This window comes from Candidatus Clostridium stratigraminis, assembly GCF_045310675.1.
Taxonomy (GTDB): domain Bacteria; phylum Bacillota; class Clostridia; order Clostridiales; family Clostridiaceae; genus Clostridium_AT; species Clostridium_AT stratigraminis.
This window is the reverse complement of the sequence record NZ_JBJHZZ010000019.1, coordinates 22655-41322: the sequence shown is the minus strand read 5'-3', so window position 1 is coordinate 41322 and position 18668 is coordinate 22655. Positions and strand designations below refer to the sequence as shown.

Below are 18668 nucleotides of genomic sequence, written 5' to 3'. Positions count from 1 at the left end.
TGACTTCTTCGCGTCTAAAAATGAAAAGGAGTATCGCAAAACTACTTTTCAAGGTAGTTTTGCGACACCCCCTTTTTTCTTTTGCAAAATTATTAAAAGTGGTATTATAAGGAATATAGGTGTTGTTATGATAAAGATGAATATAGGGAGGAAAACTATGAAAAAAGAATTTTTTATTCAAAACAGAGATAATATTTTAAAAAGTATTAAAGACAATTCTATGCTTATACTATTTGCTGGGACAGCTCCACAAAAATCTGCTGATGAAACCTATGCATTTACACCAAACAGAAACTTCTATTACATGACGGGCATAAGCAGAGAAAATATGATTCTTCTTATTACAAAGATAAATAGCAAGATTAATCAGATGCTATTTATAGAAAAGGCTGATCCAGTGCTGGAAAAATGGATAGGCAAGAGAATGACTGTAGAAGAAGCAAGGGAAGCTTCAGGAATAGAGAATATCCAATTTTTAGAGGACTTTGAAGATAATTTTGCTAGATTGATGCTTAATTTTGATATGAAAAAGCTTTACTTAGATTTAGAAAAGGTTGGATTTAATTCCATTCCAACTGTTTCACACATGTTTGCAAAGACTGTTGCTGACAAATATCCACAGCTTAAGATAAAAAATATATATCAGGATATCTGCAGCTTAAGACTTATAAAGACTGAAGAAGAGATTGGTGAAATGAAAAAGGCTATAGAAATAACCAATGAAGGTATAAAAAGTTTAATGAAAAACGCTAAGCCTGGAATGATGGAATATCAAATAGAAGCTAATTTTGACTATATTTTAAAGTGTACTGGAGTAACAGACTATGCCTTCAAAACAATTGCAGCTTCAGGAGTAAATGCAACTGTTCTTCATTACTCACAAAATAATACTAAAACTGAAGATAAAGACTTGATTCTTTTTGATTTAGGAGCTCAATGGAATTACTACAATGCAGATATAAGCCGTACTTTTCCGCTTAACGGCAAGTTCACAGATAGACAAAAGGAAATCTACAATGTAGTATTAAAGGCAATGGATGATACTATGGCAGTCATTAAGCCAGGAGTTCCGTTTGCAAAATTAAATGAAACTGCAAAGAAGTCTCTAGCAGGAGGCTTAAAGAAATTAGGAATTATAAAGGAAGATTCCGAACTTTCAAAATACTACTTCCACAGTGTAAGCCACTACTTGGGTTTAGATACTCATGATGTAGGAAGCAGAGAAATAGAACTTAAGGCAGGAATGGTTTTAACTGTGGAACCAGGTCTATATATTGAGGAAGAAAAGATAGGAATAAGAATAGAAGATGATATTTTAGTAACTGAAAATGGATATGAAAACCTAGCTGAAAATATTATTAAAAGCACTGAAGATATAGAAGCTTTTATGAACAGATAATATAAAAATTTTTAAAAAATGTAAATATAGATGGAGCTTAACAGGACCATGAGATATAGGCAATAATAGCAGAAGATTATAACATATAAAAGTTAAATTGGAGTAAAATATGATTATTATAGAAACTTCCAGGCTATTAATTAGAGATCATATTGAAGAAGATTTGCTTCCGCTACACAGCTTACTTTCAAATGAAGAGGCTATGTATTACATTCCAGACTTAAAGACTAAAAATCTTGAGGAATCAAATGAGAATTTAACTGTTGCTATGAATGAATCAAAACTTAATGATAGGAAAAAATACTTTTTTGCTATCATTATAAAAGGTACAAATGAATATGTAGGGGATATAGGCTTTACAGTTATCATTGATAGCATATATGGAAAGGTAGTTAATCTAGGATATTTCTCACTACCTAAATTTTGGGGAAAAGGTATAATTACAGAGGCAGCAGAGGAAATTGTAAACTTTGCCTTTAATGAAGCAGGAGTGCTTAAAATTGAAACAGGCTGCATAAAGGCGAATAAAGGCTCTGAAAGGGTAATGAAGAAGATAGGAATGATTAAGGAAGCCGATATGAAGTTACATGTACTTTTAGACAATAAGCTTTTTGATAGAGTGGAATATAGATTGTTTAAAGAAGAATGGGTTAAACACAAGCAAACAAATATAAACTAAAGGAGAGATATTAATGAAAAGCATTACTCCAGAGATTTATGTTAAGAATTGTAAAGAAGCACTTGAGTATTATAAAGGAATATTTGGCGGGGAAATTAAGAATTTGCAGATGGCAGATGGCAAAGAAATGTTTAAGGGTTTTGAGGGCAAAATTATTCATGCAGAACTGCACATAAACAATGAATGTATAATGTACTTTGTAGATGTCTTTGAAGATAAAATCTATGGAAATAATATTAATTTAGTACTTGAACTTAATAGTGAAGAGGAAATAAATAAGGTTTATTCAGAACTTAGCAAAGATGGAACCGTAAAGTTTCAGCTTCAAAAAACCTTTTGGGGAGCATTTCATGGTGTAGTTGTTGACTGTAATGGAATCACTTGGGGATTAAATTATTCAATAAGATAGATTGTTATATTTTAATGCAACACTTGCGGCATCAAAGGATGCCGCATTTTACTTTTTCAGCTAATAATTATACTTGGCAGCTAACAATAAAGTTAATTATACATCCAGCACACTTTCGTGATAAAATAGTATAATAATGATATTATATTTTTACCGTAATAAAGGGAGTGACCAAGCAAATGAGTTTAGACAAACAAGAGTTTTTTCAAGAATATCATCTTGAAGAAGAAAGTCTTTTAAACAATGAAATAGAATGGTCAACTTTACAGAATATATATGAAGATTTCAATATTTATAGAAATATTTATGAAACTCAAGGCGAGTTTATTGCCAATACTTTAAGAACTCATGATAAAGTACACTCTGTTAAATCAAGAGTAAAGGATCCTGAACACTTAATTGAAAAAATTATTAGAAAAACTCAGGAGAGAAAAAATAAATATGGAAAAGATTTTAAGTTTACTACACATAACTATAGAGAAGAGATAACAGATTTAATTGGAATTAGGGCAATACATATATTTAAGGATGATTGGGAGACTATACATAATTTTATTACAAAAACATGGAAGGTAGTTGAAATAACCGCAAACGTGAGAGAAGGGGATGACACCCGAAGATTTGAAGAATTAGATATTCAAATAATATCTAGAAAATCTGGATATAGATCTGTTCACTATTTAATAGAATCATTCCCTACAAATCAAAAGGTTATAGCAGAAATACAAGTTAGAACCATCTTTGAAGAAGGATATGGTGAGATAGATCATCAGCTTAGATATTCTAGAAGACAAATTCCAGAAGTTCTAGCACTTAATCTTCTGCTATTAAACCGTATTGTAGGAAGCTCAGATGAGATGGCATCCTTAATTAATTTAATTAATAGAAGCTGGAATGGTCTTGAGGTAAAATATGAAAACATAATTGAAAACAAAAATAAGGAAATTATGAGGTTAAAGGAAAAGATCAAGGAAAGCAGTACTATTGATGATAAAGATAGAAAGGATATCTTATATAGTCTTGATAAAATTATAGTAAAAGAAGATATAGCAGAATTTAAAGATAAATTTATCAACCCTTTTTAATAATCAAAGAATAAAATAAACTGTGATATTATTATTAATTAAAAATAGGAGCTATTATGAGCAGATTACAAGAAATATTAGACTATAACGAAGGTTTTGTCGTAAATAAGGCATATGAAAAATATATGACATCTAAAAATCTAAATAAGAAGCTAGTGGTTCTATCCTGTATGGATACAAGACTTACTGAACTTCTTCCAAAAGCTTTAAATCTTAAAAATGGAGATGCCAAGTTTATTAAGAATGCTGGAGCCTCTATAATGCACCCCTTTGGAAGCATTATTAGAAGCATTATTGTTGCTATTTATGAGTTTAAGGCAGATGAAGTTTTAGTAATTGGGCATCATGATTGTGGTATGTGTAATTTAAACGTAGATAAAACCGTAGAAAAAGTCATAGAAAGAGGTATTTCAGAAGAAACTATAGAAACTTTAAGCAATGCAGGCATTGATATTAAGAAATGGCTTCATGGCTTCAACTCTGTAGAGGAGTCTGTCAAAGAAAGCACAGAATTAATAAAGAAGCACCCATTAATTCCTAAGGATATAAAAGTTCATGGATTAATAATAGATCCTAAAACCGGAAAATTAGAGGTTATTGTTAATGGCTATGAAATTGTTTAATATATTTTTTTAGGATTGTAGATATTATAGTGCAAACAACTGTCTTTGTTATAAGGTAAAGTGTACTTGAGGATGTGGGAATAATAATGTCACAGATAAAAACAAATGCAATGAGGATTTTAGATCAAAAGAAAATTGAATATAATGTCATAACATATGATACTTCTGATGGTAAAATAGATGGTGTATCTGTTGCTGAAAAAGTTCATAAGGACCCAAAGTTTTTATATAAGACTTTAGTGCTTCAAGGTCACAGCAAAAATATTTATATATTTGTTCTGCCTGTAGAACATGAAATAGATCTTAAAAAAGCTGCAAGGGCTGCAGGAGAAAAAAATATTGAAATGATTCCTGTAAAAGATATATTAAAATTTACAGGCTATATAAGGGGTGGATGTTCACCTATTGGAATGAAGAAAAATTACAAAACCTTTATGGATAAATGTGCTTATGATATATATAAAATTACTGTAAGCGGCGGCAAAATTGGAGTACAAATGGAGCTTTTAACAGCTAAATTAATTGAAGCAGCCAATGCTGAAGTATATGATTTTATAATGGATGAGAAATGAAATATTCGAAAGTAAATTAAGCAGAGAAAACTGAAGGCAGTAAATCCTTAGTGTTCTCTGTAATCTTCTATAGATCTAGTGTTTGTAATATTTTAACCTACTCATAAACAAAATACAAATAGTCAACCTGCCATTTACTCCAAGAATCATATTTTTGACTTTTTAATTTTTCTACAATATGTTCATCAATCATTGTTATAGTTGAAACTGGGCAAGCATAATTGGAAACCTTGTATTTTAGCAGAAAATAATTCATAAAGGTATCTATTGCTTCATAGCTTTCATCTACTGCAGCAAAATTAGGCTCTCCCTTAAGTTTAAATATCCCATTATAGCCGTTTATATTAATGAATGCCTCAGCGCTCTTTAAATCATTATAAAGTTCAATAGTGGGTTCCTCAAAAATAAAGGCTAAATCAAGGTACCCATTTCTTTTATGTATATAAGGAAGTTTTACGAAATCCTCATAGCTTAAATCCCAGGGCTTAACTTGAAAGTCTTCTAATGTAAGCTTTGAGTCTAAGTATTCATATTCCTTATAAAATACATAAAGCTTCTCTTTAAGTTTAAAATTAAGCTTTCCCATTAGGGAAATACTTTCAGCATTATCTATATGTGTTGCAAAGGCAATTTTCTTAGCAATTCCTTCATCTAAATAATCTTTTGCAATATTAATAAGTCTTTCGCTTATTTGCCTTGAAAGATTAAGTCCTCTATATTCTGAGTGTACTCTAAGCCCCTCAAGCCATGCGGACTTATCTTGAAGCAAAGAAAGCTTTCCTACTCCTACAACTTTATTCCTAGTCTCATATATTACACCAAGAAAGTATCCCGTATCATCAACCCATTTATGAAAGACCCTTGGTAAATAATCAGTTCCACCCCATATATCCTTAGAAATACCACATATATCTTCATAGTCCTCATGAGTTAATCTTCTAAATTCAAACATGCTAAAGTCTCCTTTGTATGTTACTATTATTGTTATTATAGCATTTTAATAGTAAACTTAAAATGATATGAAATTATTACTATATTAATAAGATTTTAGAGAAGGTGCACAATGTTAAGAACAATTTTATGGTTTATTTGGTTTGGAGTATCACTTGTATTAACACTTCCATTTTTATTTATTGTGAAGCTTTTAGACTGGTTTCATAAAAATGATACTAGAGATAATTTTGTGTATAAAGTCACAGGTATATGGGCAAAATCTCAAGTTGCAGTTAGTGGCTCTAAAATTAGGGTTAGTGGTGAGGAGAATTTGCCAAAAGGCCCAGTACTTTTTATATGTAATCATCAAAGTAACTTTGACATTCCAATATTTATGAGCTTTATTAATAAGCCTAAAGCCTTTATTGCAAAAATAGAAACAGCAAAAATACCTTTAGTAGCCTCCTGGATGCGACTTATGAAATGCGTATTCATGGATAGAAAGGATATAAGACAGTCAGTTGAAGCAATAAATAAAGGGGCTGAGCTCCTTAAACAAGGTTATTCTATGGTTATTTTCCCGGAAGGAACTAGAAGCAAAACAGGAGAAATTGGTGAATTTAAAGCTGGAAGTTTCAAGCTCGCAGTTAAGAGCGGAGTATCTATAGTTCCTGTAGCAATAAGTGGATCCATTAATATCATGGATAAGGGAAGTATAATAATAAAGCCAGCATTAGTAAAATTAGAAATTTTAAAGCCAGTAGAAGTATCTAAATTATCTAAGGAAGAACAAAAGAATTTGCATGTAACAGTGCAGGAAATTATACAAGAGACTATAAGAAAAAACAAGGCGTAATTTGGTAAAGATCTGAAATATTGATGAAAAAAGTGGGGGTATTAAAGAATGAGGGATGAGGTAATATGTTTAAAAAAGTATATAAACGAAGAAGATTATAAGAAAATTAATGAACTTAAAAATCTTTGCAGTGACGGAGACATTAATTTAAAGCTGGAGCTTGATTACAAATTAAATATTAAAAAGGAATATAATATACCTCTTGAAGATATGAATGAATTTCTTTACTATGCAGACGATGATTTAATTGGGTATTTGGGAATATGCTGCTTTGGAGGAAATACTGCAGAATTAACAGGTATGGTTCATCCTAAATGGAGGAGAAAAAACATTTTTACTAAGTTATATAAATTAGCTATAGAAGAATGTAAAAAATTAAAAGCTGAGAAGATATTACTTGTATGTGATAATAAGTCAAGTTCAGGATTAGAGTTTATAAAATCTTTAGGAGCTGAGTATTCCTTTTCTGAATATGGTATGAAACTTGAAAATAATAATGCTATTGAAGAAAAGGCTTTTGTTAATTTAAGAAAGGCACTTAACTCAGATGGTAAAGAAATCTCAAGGCAGAATTCTATTTATTTTTCTTCTCAGGGAGAAAAGGAGGTATTCCCTGAGGAAGAGGAGAAGTATAATTCAATAACTTATATGATTGAGCTTAAAGGGAGGATTATAGGCAAAATAAGAACAGATTTAAATGGTAACTCAGCTTTTATTTATGGTTTTGGAATACTTCCAGAATATAGAGGGCAAGGCTATGGTAGAGAGACACTAGAAACTACTTTAGTTTTGCTGAAAAAACATGAAATTACAACTGTAGGTCTCGAAGTAGCAGCTGAAAACAGCAGAGCGTTAAATCTATATAAAAGCTGCGGCTTTGTAGAAGAAAATGTTATGGACTACTTCAAGGTTAAATAGAAAACAAAAGGAATTTTGAGTAATTTAATACTACTAAGAGTTAATATAAATTATTTGTATTTATTAATTAAATATTGGCAATAATAAGTATTGATTAAATAAAAAGGTAGTATTAATATAAAGTTAAAGTCAAAGAAAGTCAAGGTCAAGAAAGGAGAACTTCTATGGCTAGATTGTCAGACATTATAGAAGAGTTTATAAAGCATTTAATAGATAACAATAATGATGAAGAACTGCAGATACAAAGAAATGAATTAGCAAGCTACTTTAATTGTGCTCCTTCCCAAATAAATTATGTTTTAACCACTAGATTCACTATGGATAAAGGTTACTATATTGAAAGCAGAAGAGGCGGGGGAGGCTATATAGTTATACGGAAAGTGGAATTTCAGCAGCCTAAATCCCTTATGGATGCCTTAAATGAAAGAATTGGTAGCAGCTTAACTTATGACAGCGGAGTAATTATTATAGATGGATTGCTTGAGGCGGATATTATTACAAGCAGAGAAGCAAGGCTTATGAAGACAGCTATAAATGACAGGACTTTAGGAATAATTGAAAATAAAAATAAGTTAAGAGCAGATATTTTAAAAGCAATGTTAATAGTAATAGTTTATTAAAATTTAGAAACAGGAGGGCTATATATGATCTGTGAGAAATGTGGGAAAAATGAAGCAAATGTGCATTTAACCCAATTTATAAACGGGCAAAAGAAAGAATTAAATATTTGTGAAAATTGTGCTAGAGAGATAGAAGGCTTTCAGTCTCCATTTTCCTTTCAAAATATTTTAAGCGGAATAATGGATTATATGAGTCCAGCAGTTCAAACAGTTAAAAGTTATGAAGTAGTTTGCAAAAATTGCGGTATTTCTTATAATGACTTTAAAAAGACTGGACTTTTAGGATGCAGTGAATGTTATAAAAGCTTTGCTCCATATATAAATACTGTAATAAAAAGAGTTCAAGGAAATACAGAACACGCAGGCAAAGTTCCGAAGAAGCTAGGTAAGGATATTATTGAAAGAAGAAAGCTTTCTAAATTAAAAGAAGATCTACAGAGGGCAATTGCAAATGAAGAGTTTGAAAAAGCAGCTCAGCTTAGAGACGAAATAAAGCTATACAAAGAAGGGGAGGGAGGTAATAAGGCATGAAAAATTGGCTTAGGACAGAGGAAAACACTAATGAAATAGTTTTAAGCAGCAGAATAAGATTAGCTAGAAATATAGATAAGCTTCCTTTCCCGGATAGGTTAAGTACTGAAAAAGGAAAAGAAGTAGTAAATAGGGTGGAGAAGGCTTTTTATACCTCAGCTCATACATCAGAAACCTATAAAAGCAAATATCTTTGGAGCAATGAGGATAATGTAAATAGGTCTTACTTTGAGAAGCATTTAATAAGTGCCAAGCTTTTAAATAATCATGAAAAGTCAGCCTTTATTTTAGATAAGGATGAAACTGTAAGTATAATGATAAATGAAGAGGATCATTTAAGGCTTCAATGCATAAATGCAGGTTTTACTTTAGAAGAAGCCTATGAAATGGCAGAAAAATTAGATAATCTTTTAGAAGAAAATTTGGATTATGCCTTTGACGAGAAGCTTGGATATTTATCTGCTTGTCCAACAAACTTAGGAACAGGTCTAAGGGCTTCTGTTATGCTTCATCTTCCTGCACTATCCATAAATAATGAGATGGACAGTATGCTAAATGCAGTTACTCAAGTTGGCATGACAATTAGAGGTTTGTATGGAGAAGGGTCAAAATCAGAAGGGAATTTATATCAAGTCTCTAATCAAATAACCCTTGGTTTAACTGAAGAGGAAATTATTAATAATTTAAAGGCTGTTGTAAGTCAGATAATTACAAAAGAACAATGGTCTAGGAATCAGATTATGAAAAACTATAAGTATGAATTAGAAGATAAGATTTATAGAGCACTAGGAATTTTAAAATCTGCGGTGCTGTTAAATTCAAAAGAAGCCTTAAATCTTATTTCAAATGTAAGAATGGGTACAGAAATGGGCATAATTAAAGATGTAAGTAATGAAACTTTAAATTCTTTATTAGTTGAGATACAGCCAGCAACACTGCAGCTTATAACAAGTTCGAAGCTGTCAGAGAGAGATAGAGACATTAATAGAGCTAAGCTTATTAGAAATAGACTTGGCACAGATTTATAATTAAATTATTAGGTGGTGATTAATATGATGTTTTCAAGATTTACAGAAAGAGCACAAAAGATAATTATGTATGCTGAAGAGGAAGCTCAGGCCTTTCAACATGGATATGTAGGGACAGAACATATTTTACTTGGAATCTTAATGGAAGAAGATGGCTTAGGAAAGAAAATACTAAACAATAGTGGAGTGAATGTAGAAAATGTAAGAAATTTAGTTGAGGAATATGAAGGTAAAGGTGAAGCAGAACTTTATAATAACGAAATACCTTTAACTCCAAGAACAAAGAGGCTTCTAGAATTAAGCTTACTAGAAGCTAGGACCTTAGGTCACAATTATATTGCTCCTGAACATATACTTTTAGCCCTAATCAGGGAATCCGAAGGAGTAGCCTTTACAATCCTAGCTAATTTAGGAGTTGATTTTGAAAGGCTTAGAAGAGAAATAATAGAGAATATTTCAGGAGGGGCCTCAGGTGAGCAGCCAAGTGCAGGAAAGTCTACTCATCAAAAAAGTGGAAATAATGCAACTCCCACTCTTGATCAGTTTGGAAGAGACCTAACTAATATGGCTTCTGAAGGAAAACTTGATCCAGTTATTGGTAGAGATAAAGAAACACAAAGACTTTTAGAAATATTGAGTAGAAGAACTAAAAACAATCCATGTTTAATTGGTGACCCAGGAGTTGGTAAAACTGCTGTTGTAGAAGGACTAGCACAAAGAATAACTACAGGAAATATTCCTGAAATACTTAAGGGTAAAAGGGTAGTTACATTAGATCTTTCAGCTATGGTGGCTGGTTCAAAATACAGAGGGGAATTTGAGGAAAGACTTAAGAAAGTTATGGAGGAAATTAGAAAGACTGCAAATGTTATTCTATTTATTGACGAAATCCATACAATAGTAGGAGCAGGCGGTGCAGAGGGCGCTATAGATGCATCTAATATTCTTAAACCAGCCCTCGCAAGAGGTGAAATCCAATGTATAGGAGCTACAACTATAGATGAATATAGAAAATATATCGAAAAGGATTCGGCACTTGAGAGAAGGTTTCAGCCAGTAACAGTTGGTGAGCCATCTAAGGAAGAAGCTTATCAAATACTTTTAGGCTTAAGGGATAAATATGAAGCCCATCATAGAGTAAAAATAACAGACGAAGCTTTAGAAGCCGCTGTGACTATGTCAGATAGATATATTACAGATAGATATCTTCCAGATAAGGCAATTGACCTAATGGATGAAGCAGCTGCAAGGGTTAGAATTCAAAATCTAACAGCTCCATCAGATTTAAAGGAACTTGAAGACACAATAAGAAATACTACTAAGGAAAAAGAGGATGCAATTGCTGTTCAGGATTTTGAAAAGGCTGCAAAACTTAGAGATAAAGAAAAAGAATTAAAAGATAAATTAGAAAGTCAAAAAAACAATTGGAAGACACAAAAAGAAGTTTCAACTAATCAAATTGTTGGTGAACCTGAAATTGCTGCAGTAGTTTCCAGATGGACTAACGTGCCGGTTGAAAAGCTTACAGAAAAAGAAACAGAGAGATTACTTAAGCTTGAGGAAATTCTTCATAATAGAGTTATAGGCCAAGACGAAGCAGTTAAATCTATAGCAAGAGCTGTAAGACGTTCAAGAGTGGGACTCAAAGATCCTAAGAGACCTATAGGTTCCTTTATTTTCCTAGGGCCTACTGGAGTAGGTAAGACAGAGCTTTCAAAGGCATTAGCTGAGGCAATGTTCGGTGATGAAAATAATATGATAAGAATAGATATGTCTGAATACATGGAAAAACATACGGTATCTAGACTTATTGGTTCTCCTCCAGGATATGTAGGTTATGATGAAGGAGGTCAGCTGACTGAGAAGGTTAGAAGACATCCATATTCAGTTGTACTATTTGACGAAATAGAAAAGGCTCATCCTGAGGTGTTTAATGTACTACTACAAATTCTTGAAGATGGAATACTTACAGATGGAAAAGGAAAGACAGTTAATTTTAAGAATACTATAATTATTATGACGTCAAATGTTGGTGCAAGTACCATCAAAAAGCAAAAGACACTAGGCTTTGCCGCATCTAGTGAAAAAGAAGCAGAAAATGAATATGAAAAAATGAAGGACAATATCATGGAGGAACTTAGGAGATCCTTCAGGCCAGAATTCTTGAATAGAATTGATGACATTATTGTATTCCATCAATTAGACGAAGAAAACTTGAAGTATATTGTCAAATTAATGCTCGCCACTGTTTCAGCTAGAATAAAGGATCAGAATATAGAGCTTACCTTCGATGAAAGTGCAGAAGATAAATTGGCAAAGGAAGGTTTCGATATAACCTATGGAGCAAGGCCTTTAAGAAGAGCAATAACCAAGGCTGTAGAGGATAAACTTTCAGAGGAAATACTAAAGGGAAATATTAAACGAGGAGACAAAGTTAAGGTAACTGCAGAGGATGAGGAACTTAGGTTTAATATAATTTAATTAACAAAAATATCAGGGTATAAGAGAAGGGCTTATACCCTGATTAATTTAAGAAGATAAAGCTTTTCTATTTTAGCTGGTATAGACATCTATAGGTATATAGTTTATAATAATGGTGAGGTGATACAATGTCCATTGATAAAAGTAGTCCCATTCCTGTTTATTATCAGTTAAAGGAAGATATAATGAAAAAAATAAATAGTGGTATTTGGAAGCCTGGACAATGTATTGATAGTGAAAGAGAATTATCTGATACCTATAGTGTAAGCAGAATGACTGTAAGGCAGGCTCTTGGAGAACTTGTACAGGAAGGTATCTTAGTAAGAGAAAAAGGTAAAGGGACCTTTGTTTGTGAACCTAAGGTAAAGCAGAAGGACATAATGAGCTTTTCAGAAATGGTGAAAAAAATGGGTCTGAGTTTAGAAACGAAAATTAATGATTTTAAAAAGCTGCCTACACCTGAAAACCTAGAAGGTCTATTTTTATTAGATGAGGTATATAAAATTGACAGACTGAGAATTGTAGAAGGTGAAGTCATTGCAAATGAAATAATCTATATCCCTTGTGATTATTGCGGCTATATAGATAAGGAAAAACTCCAAGATTCCTTTTATAAAATATTAAATGAATACGGTTATACCATTGATCATTCAGAGGCTTCAATTCAAGCAATACTAATGGATGATTATTATAAGAAACTTTTTAAGGTGAAAGATTCAGTTCCTCTATTAAAGTCCAGCAGCAGAAATATTACCTCAGATGGTAAGCTTTTATTTGTGGAAGAGTCGGTATATAGATCTGACAAATATCTTTTAGAAGTTAATATATTTAGAAGAGAGGGTAAAATAAAATGGAATTAATAATTGCAAAAAATTATGAAGAAATGAGTAAAATAGCAGCAAAGGAAATAGCTAAACTTGTTTATGTAAAACCAGATGCCATACTTGGCCTAGCAACTGGAAGTACTCCAGAAGGTGTATATAAGGAATTAGTTGAGCTTAATAAAGAATCAAGAATTGACTTTTCAAAGGTAACCTCCTTTAATCTTGATGAATATAAAGGATTAACAGGAGATCATCCACAAAGCTATAGATATTTTATGGATACAAAGCTATTTAATCATATAAATATAGATAAAACTAATACTCATGTGCTTAGTGGAGTAACTAAGGATATAGAAAAGGAATGCGAAGAGTATGACGCTGCAATTGAAGCAGCTGGTGGAATTGATCTGCAGCTTCTAGGTATAGGGGGTAACGGTCATATAGGGTTTAACGAACCTTCAGAGTATTTAAATATGAACACTCACTTAACCAAGCTTACAAAAGACACTATTGAAGCCAATTCAAGATTTTTTAATAAAATTGAAGAAGTTCCTACTGAAGCAATAACCATGGGACTTGGATCCATAATGAAGGCTAAAAAGATAATACTTCTAGCAAGCGGCGAAAAAAAGGCCGAAATCATTGCTAAGCTGGTACAAGAGAAGATAAGCACTAAAATTCCAGCTTCACTATTACAAGTTCACCCAGATGTTTTAGTAATAGTTGATCAAGATGCAGCTTCAAAGCTTAAGAATACGAATAAATAAGATTACTTATAGATAAATCTACTTTATAGTAGATTTATTTTTTTGATTAATAATTCTAAAATAGGAAAATATATAAAATGGTATTTATAACTTCAGCAATTGAACTCCAAATTTCATAGAAGTATAATATAATAAGTTTAAAATAGAAATTTGAGGAATGCGGTGAAAATAATATGGCAAAAGCAAAGAGTTTTTATGTTTGCCAAAGCTGCGGTTACGAAACACCAAAGTGGCTTGGCAAATGCCCAAGCTGCGGAATTTGGAACAGTATGGTGGAAGAACAAAAAAGTCTCCCATCAGATTTCGGCAGGGCAATAACCATAAGCAGCGGCAACAAGCCTAAGAGTATAGTTAATATAAAATCTGGAGAATATGAAAGATATGATACTGGTATAGCTGAACTAAACAGAGTACTGGGAGGAGGTTTAGTTAAAGGCTCCTTAACCCTTATTTCCGGAGACCCTGGAATTGGGAAGTCTACTTTACTGCTTCAGACTGCAAATAATATAGCAAAAAATGTTGGAAAGGTACTTTATGTATCTGGCGAGGAATCTGAAGAACAAATAAAGATGAGGGGAGACAGACTTCAAGTAATGGCACCTGAGCTTTATATCCTTTCAGAAACTAATATTGAAATAATTGAGCAGCATATAGATGAAATAGACCCTATCTTTGTAATAATTGACTCCATCCAAACCTTATTCAAAACAAACTTGACCTCTGCACCAGGAAGTGTATCTCAAGTAAGGGAATGTTCCAGTGATTTAATGAGGCTTGGGAAGACCAAGAATATTCCTTTTTTTATAGTAGCTCATGTAACTAAACAAGGTGAGTTAGCCGGACCTAGGGTACTAGAACATATGGTGGATACGGTTTTGTCCTTTGAAGGTGAAAGAACTGAGGAGTTTAGAATATTAAGGACTGTAAAAAATAGATTTGGAACAACCAGTGAAATTGGAGTCTTTGAAATGGTTAGTGAGGGACTTAAAGAAATCAGTGATCCATCTAGGGTTTTTCTTGAAGAAACCAGCTTCACTCAGGAGGGTTCTGTAGTAATTGGAGTAATGGAAGGCACAAGACCAATATTGGTTGAGGTTCAGGCCCTTGTGAGTGAGACTAAGGCTCCTATGCCAAGACGTACTGCTGTAGGTATAGAAAATTCAAGACTAAGCTTAATTCTTGCAGTCTTGGAGAAAAAGCTTAGAATCCCATTCTATAATTGTGATGTATATGTAAATGTTGTTGGTGGTCTTAATATTGACGGTACCTATGGTGATTTAGGTCTTGCTTTAGCCTTAATCTCAAGCATAAAAGGAAAAGAATTAAATTTAGAAAAATCTCTTATTATAGGGGAAGTTGGGCTTACAGGGGAAGTCAGACCTGTTTCCTATTGTGACAGGTTAGTTAATGAGGGGATAAAGATGGGCTTTAAGAATTTAATTATACCTTTAAGAAATAAAGATAAGGCTTCATTAAAGGAAGGAAATTTAATTTTAGTTTCATCTCTTAGAGAAGCTATAAATAAGGTTTTTAACAAATAAAGTCGATATATGCAGGTGATTTTTGTGAGACTGGAAAGAGATAAAGAACTTTTAAGCATATTAAAACTTATTGCACCGGGTACATCTTTAAGAGAGGGCCTTGATAATGTTCTTCGGGCAAAAACAGGTGGACTTATAGTTATTGGTGACACAGATGCTGTGCTTAGTATAGTTGACGGCGGATTTTCTATTAACTCAGATTATACACCTACATATTTATATGAACTTGCAAAGATGGATGGAGCTATAATTTTAAGTAATGATTTAAAGAAAATACTAATTGCAAATACACAAATTATGCCAGATCCCGGTATTTCTACAATTGAAACTGGCACGCGGCATAGAACTGCTGATAGAGTGGCAAAACAAACTGGAGCTATTACAATTGCTATATCTCAGCGAAGGAATATAATTTCAATATACAAGGGTAATGTTAAATATATTTTAAAGGACAGCAGTGTAATTCTAACTAAGGCAAATCAGGCAATCCAAACCTTAGAAAAGTATGTAGCCGTATTTGATGGAGTAATTGGGAGCCTTAACCTTCTAGAATTTCAAGATTTAGCAACTCTTTTTGATGTAATGACAGTAATTCAAAGAAGCGAAAGAGTAATGAGGATAGTATCTGAAATTGAAAGATATATTTCTGAACTTGGAAATGAAGGTAGACTTATATCTATGCAGCTTAATGAGCTTGTTAAATCAATTGAAGAAGATGAGATATTCTTAATAAGAGATTATTGTGAGAGTAAATTAGATTTTAACGATATTTATAAACAAATTCAGTCTATTTCTTCAGATGAACTCTTAGATCTTGATGTACTGGCTAAGGCCATAGGTTATTCAGGGATTCCTTTAGTTGATACCCTTATTTCACCAAGAGGCTATAGAATGCTTAGCAAAATACCAAGAATACCATCTAGCGTAATTGAAAATTTAATTAAAACCTTTAAGGAACTTAAGAGTGTTTTAGATGCTTCCTATGAGCAGTTAGATAAAGTTGAAGGTATTGGAGAGGCAAGGGCTAAAGCTATTAAAAATGGTCTTAGAAGACTAAGAGAACAGGTGATTATAGAAAAGCAAATATAAATGGCATCCATATGACTTGTTTCTAAATAAGTTATATGGATGCCATTATATGTAAGTGTAAGGTTTGTTATCTCATGCTAAACTTTCCAAGGGTATCAATCCTATCATATTCCTTTAGTAAAACATCATATAAATTTAAATCTAGGAGATTACAAAGTGAGGCAACATAAAACATATGATTGCCTATTTCTCTTTCTAGTACTTCCCTGCAGTTTTCACATAAGGAGCCTGAAACATGTGTCTTAAGATGATGTTTTAACTCTTCAATATCATCCGTTAAGGCAGGTATTTGCTGCTTATTTGCATCAACCTGCATGCAGCCACAATTTGTAACAGTCTTGGCTACTGCTCTATTAATTCTTGCTTCAGATTCTTGAAGCTTGGTCATTATATCTAAAATACTTCTATGCCTAAGCAAAGATTCATTTACAGAGTTTTGAAAATCATCGAAGATTACGTCTTTCACTAAGTCTCAACTCCTTTATTAGTTTAAACATCTTCCTATAATGTAATTATAAAATTTTTTAGACAATTTTGTCAATAAAACTATAGGACAATTTTTTGTCTCTCTATATATAATAAATCAAGAATACTTTTATGGATAGGGGGATAAATATGTTAAGTGTTGGGAATAAGTTATTTATACCGAATTATGGTGCCGGTATAGTTGAAAATGTTGAATTTAGAAAAGTATATGATACTATTTATAAAATTTTAGATATAAAATTAATGATTGATAAAATTAATTTATCAATTCCATTTAACAGAGTTGAAGCTTATAGAATAAGAGAAATTGTGACGCCTGAAAAACTTTTGGAATGCTTTGAAATTATTAAAGGAAAACCTCTAATGTTAGAAAAAAAATGGAGTAAAAGATATAGGGAAAATAATGATAAACTGTATAACGGATCTTTAGATAAGGAATGTGAAGTTCTGAGAGATTTATATTATTTGAAAAGAGAAGGAATAATGCCGCCTGGAGAACAAAAGATATTGACTAAAGCTGAAGACTTAGTTTCCAGTGAGGCTATGCTGGTTTTAGATATGGAAATTGAGAAAATATATGAAATAATTCGCAGCTTAATAGAAAAATAAGGTAAATTTATTACAAAATAGCTGAGCAAATCCTTGAAATTATTACTTTATTAAGATATATTATTTAATAAAGGATTTAAGTTTATGAAATATGTTCATACTTAAACAAGGAGGTGATTTTGTGCTGAAAAGAATTATAAGAGGATTATTTACTTTAACGGGACTTATATTAGGTTTTTTTGTTGGTAAGCTGCTTTTAAATCCAGAGTATTTTCCTAGCCTAAACTATTTTAATAATAAAGGTATATTTTTGACTATAAGCGCAGTGATTTTTGGTTTAATATTTTTTCTTTTATCGTCATGGATTAATAAGTTGATTTTTATTGCAATTGATTATATGGAAAAGAGCATACAGAAGATTCCAGCAAACGAGATATTATTTGGTTCAATAGGAGCAATAATAGGTTTAGTAATAGCTTCTCTTGTCGGAGCTTTGTTTGCTCATCTTTCATTTATATGGACTGTAATTGCTGTAATTTTTGCCATAGTTATGGCAACAGTAGGAGCCGATGTAGCTATTAGAAAAAGAGAGGAATTAACATCATTTTTCTCAAGCTTTAAAAAGTCAGGTAACTCAAAAGATAAAAAGGGGAAGGGCGCAGCAAAAGGCGATGCAAAGGTATTAGACACATCTGTAATTATTGATGGGAGAATTTTTGATATTTGCCAAACTGGATTTGTTGAAGGTTCACTAGTAATACCTAATTTTGTTTTAGAAGAATTAAGACACATTGCAGATTCCTCAGATGGACTTAAGAGAAACAGAGGAAGACGAGGCTTAGACATTTTAAACAAAATCCAAAAGGAATTAAATATTGATGTTCAGATTTACGAAAAAGATTTTCCAGATATACCAGAAGTAGATAGTAAGCTTTTAAAACTGGCACAGGTACTTAATGGCAAGGTTATAACTAACGATTATAATCTAAACAAGGTAGCTGAATTTCAAGGTGTACCTGTATTAAATATTAATGAATTAGCTAATGCCGTTAAACCTGTAGTATTGCCAGGTGAAGAAATGAGAATTCAGATAATTAAGGATGGAAAAGAATCAGGACAAGGTATTGCTTATCTTGATGATGGAACCATGATAGTTGTTGAGGGTGGAAGGAGGCATATTGGGGAGACTTTAGATGTTATCGTTACTTCAGTACTTCAAACAGCTGCAGGAAGAATGATTTTTGCTAGACAGAAAAATGAAGGAGATATATAAATCAT

At 32.1% G+C, this 18668-nt stretch carries 20 protein-coding genes; 18 read left to right on the top strand and 2 right to left on the bottom strand.

Annotation, left to right across the window (positions count from 1 at the left end; translation table 11 throughout):
• Positions 1-157 precede the first annotated feature (157 nt).
• From ACJDUG_RS16395 to ybaK, 6 genes are all read left to right on the top strand, one after another.
• Positions 158-1399 carry an aminopeptidase P family protein gene (locus ACJDUG_RS16395; protein WP_406770947.1) on the top strand — a complete coding sequence of 414 codons (1242 nt, stop codon included), beginning with the start codon at positions 158-160 and terminating at the stop codon, positions 1397-1399.
• 109 nt (positions 1400-1508) lie between these two features.
• Complete coding sequence (locus ACJDUG_RS16390; RefSeq protein WP_406770946.1) at positions 1509-2078, top strand: GNAT family N-acetyltransferase; 570 nt, start codon at positions 1509-1511, stop codon at positions 2076-2078.
• Between the two features lie 13 nt (positions 2079-2091).
• Positions 2092-2487 (top strand): VOC family protein, encoded by a 396-nt coding sequence (locus ACJDUG_RS16385; protein WP_406770945.1) that lies wholly within the window; start codon positions 2092-2094, stop codon positions 2485-2487.
• A 179-nt stretch (positions 2488-2666) separates the two neighbouring features.
• On the top strand, positions 2667-3572 hold the full coding sequence (locus tag ACJDUG_RS16380; RefSeq protein ID WP_406770944.1) for a RelA/SpoT domain-containing protein: 906 nt from the start codon (positions 2667-2669) through the stop codon (positions 3570-3572).
• Between the two features lie 56 nt (positions 3573-3628).
• On the top strand, positions 3629-4195 hold the full coding sequence (locus tag ACJDUG_RS16375) for a beta-class carbonic anhydrase (protein ID WP_406770943.1): 567 nt from the start codon (positions 3629-3631) through the stop codon (positions 4193-4195).
• A gap of 86 nt (positions 4196-4281) precedes the next feature.
• Positions 4282-4767: a Cys-tRNA(Pro) deacylase gene (gene ybaK / locus ACJDUG_RS16370; RefSeq protein ID WP_406770942.1), complete on the top strand. Its 486-nt coding sequence runs from the start codon at positions 4282-4284 to the stop codon at positions 4765-4767.
• 97 nt (positions 4768-4864) lie between these two features.
• Here the strand turns inward: ybaK and ACJDUG_RS16365 are convergent, their stop codons facing one another.
• Positions 4865-5719 carry a GNAT family N-acetyltransferase gene (locus tag ACJDUG_RS16365; protein WP_406770941.1) on the bottom strand — a complete coding sequence of 285 codons (855 nt, stop codon included), beginning with the start codon at positions 5717-5719 and terminating at the stop codon, positions 4865-4867.
• A gap of 111 nt (positions 5720-5830) precedes the next feature.
• Here ACJDUG_RS16365 and ACJDUG_RS16360 point away from each other — a divergent pair, with 111 nt between their 5' ends.
• From ACJDUG_RS16360 to disA, 10 genes are all read left to right on the top strand, one after another.
• Positions 5831-6556: a lysophospholipid acyltransferase family protein gene (locus tag ACJDUG_RS16360; RefSeq protein ID WP_406770940.1), complete on the top strand. Its 726-nt coding sequence runs from the start codon at positions 5831-5833 to the stop codon at positions 6554-6556.
• A 48-nt stretch (positions 6557-6604) separates the two neighbouring features.
• Entirely contained in the window at positions 6605-7474 is an 870-nt protein-coding gene (locus tag ACJDUG_RS16355; protein ID WP_406770939.1) for a GNAT family N-acetyltransferase, read from the top strand.
• Between the two features lie 164 nt (positions 7475-7638).
• Positions 7639-8094, top strand: coding sequence for a CtsR family transcriptional regulator (locus ACJDUG_RS16350; protein ID WP_406770938.1), 456 nt, complete (start codon positions 7639-7641; stop codon positions 8092-8094).
• A 24-nt stretch (positions 8095-8118) separates the two neighbouring features.
• On the top strand, positions 8119-8625 hold the full coding sequence (locus tag ACJDUG_RS16345) for a UvrB/UvrC motif-containing protein (RefSeq protein WP_406770937.1): 507 nt from the start codon (positions 8119-8121) through the stop codon (positions 8623-8625).
• Entirely contained in the window at positions 8622-9653 is a 1032-nt protein-coding gene (locus tag ACJDUG_RS16340; protein ID WP_406770936.1) for a protein arginine kinase, read from the top strand. Before ACJDUG_RS16345 ends, ACJDUG_RS16340 begins: the two co-directional genes overlap by 4 nt.
• Before the next feature lie 24 nt (positions 9654-9677).
• Positions 9678-12134, top strand: coding sequence for an ATP-dependent Clp protease ATP-binding subunit (locus ACJDUG_RS16335; RefSeq protein WP_406770935.1), 2457 nt, complete (start codon positions 9678-9680; stop codon positions 12132-12134).
• 128 nt (positions 12135-12262) lie between these two features.
• Positions 12263-12994, top strand: a complete 732-nt coding sequence (locus ACJDUG_RS16330) for a GntR family transcriptional regulator (RefSeq protein ID WP_406770934.1) — start codon at positions 12263-12265, stop codon at positions 12992-12994.
• Positions 12985-13725: a glucosamine-6-phosphate deaminase gene (gene nagB / locus ACJDUG_RS16325; protein ID WP_406770933.1), complete on the top strand. Its 741-nt coding sequence runs from the start codon at positions 12985-12987 to the stop codon at positions 13723-13725. Before ACJDUG_RS16330 ends, nagB begins: the two co-directional genes overlap by 10 nt.
• Before the next feature lie 173 nt (positions 13726-13898).
• Positions 13899-15266 (top strand): DNA repair protein RadA, encoded by a 1368-nt coding sequence (gene radA / locus ACJDUG_RS16320; RefSeq protein ID WP_406770932.1) that lies wholly within the window; start codon positions 13899-13901, stop codon positions 15264-15266.
• A gap of 24 nt (positions 15267-15290) precedes the next feature.
• Positions 15291-16355 (top strand): DNA integrity scanning diadenylate cyclase DisA, encoded by a 1065-nt coding sequence (gene disA / locus ACJDUG_RS16315; RefSeq protein WP_406770931.1) that lies wholly within the window; start codon positions 15291-15293, stop codon positions 16353-16355.
• A 67-nt stretch (positions 16356-16422) separates the two neighbouring features.
• Here disA and ACJDUG_RS16310 read toward each other — a convergent pair whose 3' ends face one another.
• A complete protein-coding gene (locus ACJDUG_RS16310; protein WP_406770930.1) occupies positions 16423-16821 on the bottom strand; it encodes a nucleoside triphosphate pyrophosphohydrolase family protein in 399 nt (132 codons plus the stop codon).
• Between the two features lie 149 nt (positions 16822-16970).
• On the opposite strand from ACJDUG_RS16310, the gene ACJDUG_RS16305 reads away from it, so the two are divergent.
• Positions 16971-17450, top strand: coding sequence for a CarD family transcriptional regulator (locus tag ACJDUG_RS16305; RefSeq protein WP_406770929.1), 480 nt, complete (start codon positions 16971-16973; stop codon positions 17448-17450).
• Positions 17451-17571: 121 nt separating this feature from the next.
• Entirely contained in the window at positions 17572-18663 is a 1092-nt protein-coding gene (locus tag ACJDUG_RS16300; RefSeq protein ID WP_406770928.1) for a PIN/TRAM domain-containing protein, read from the top strand.
• The last annotated feature ends 5 nt before the right edge of the window (positions 18664-18668 follow it).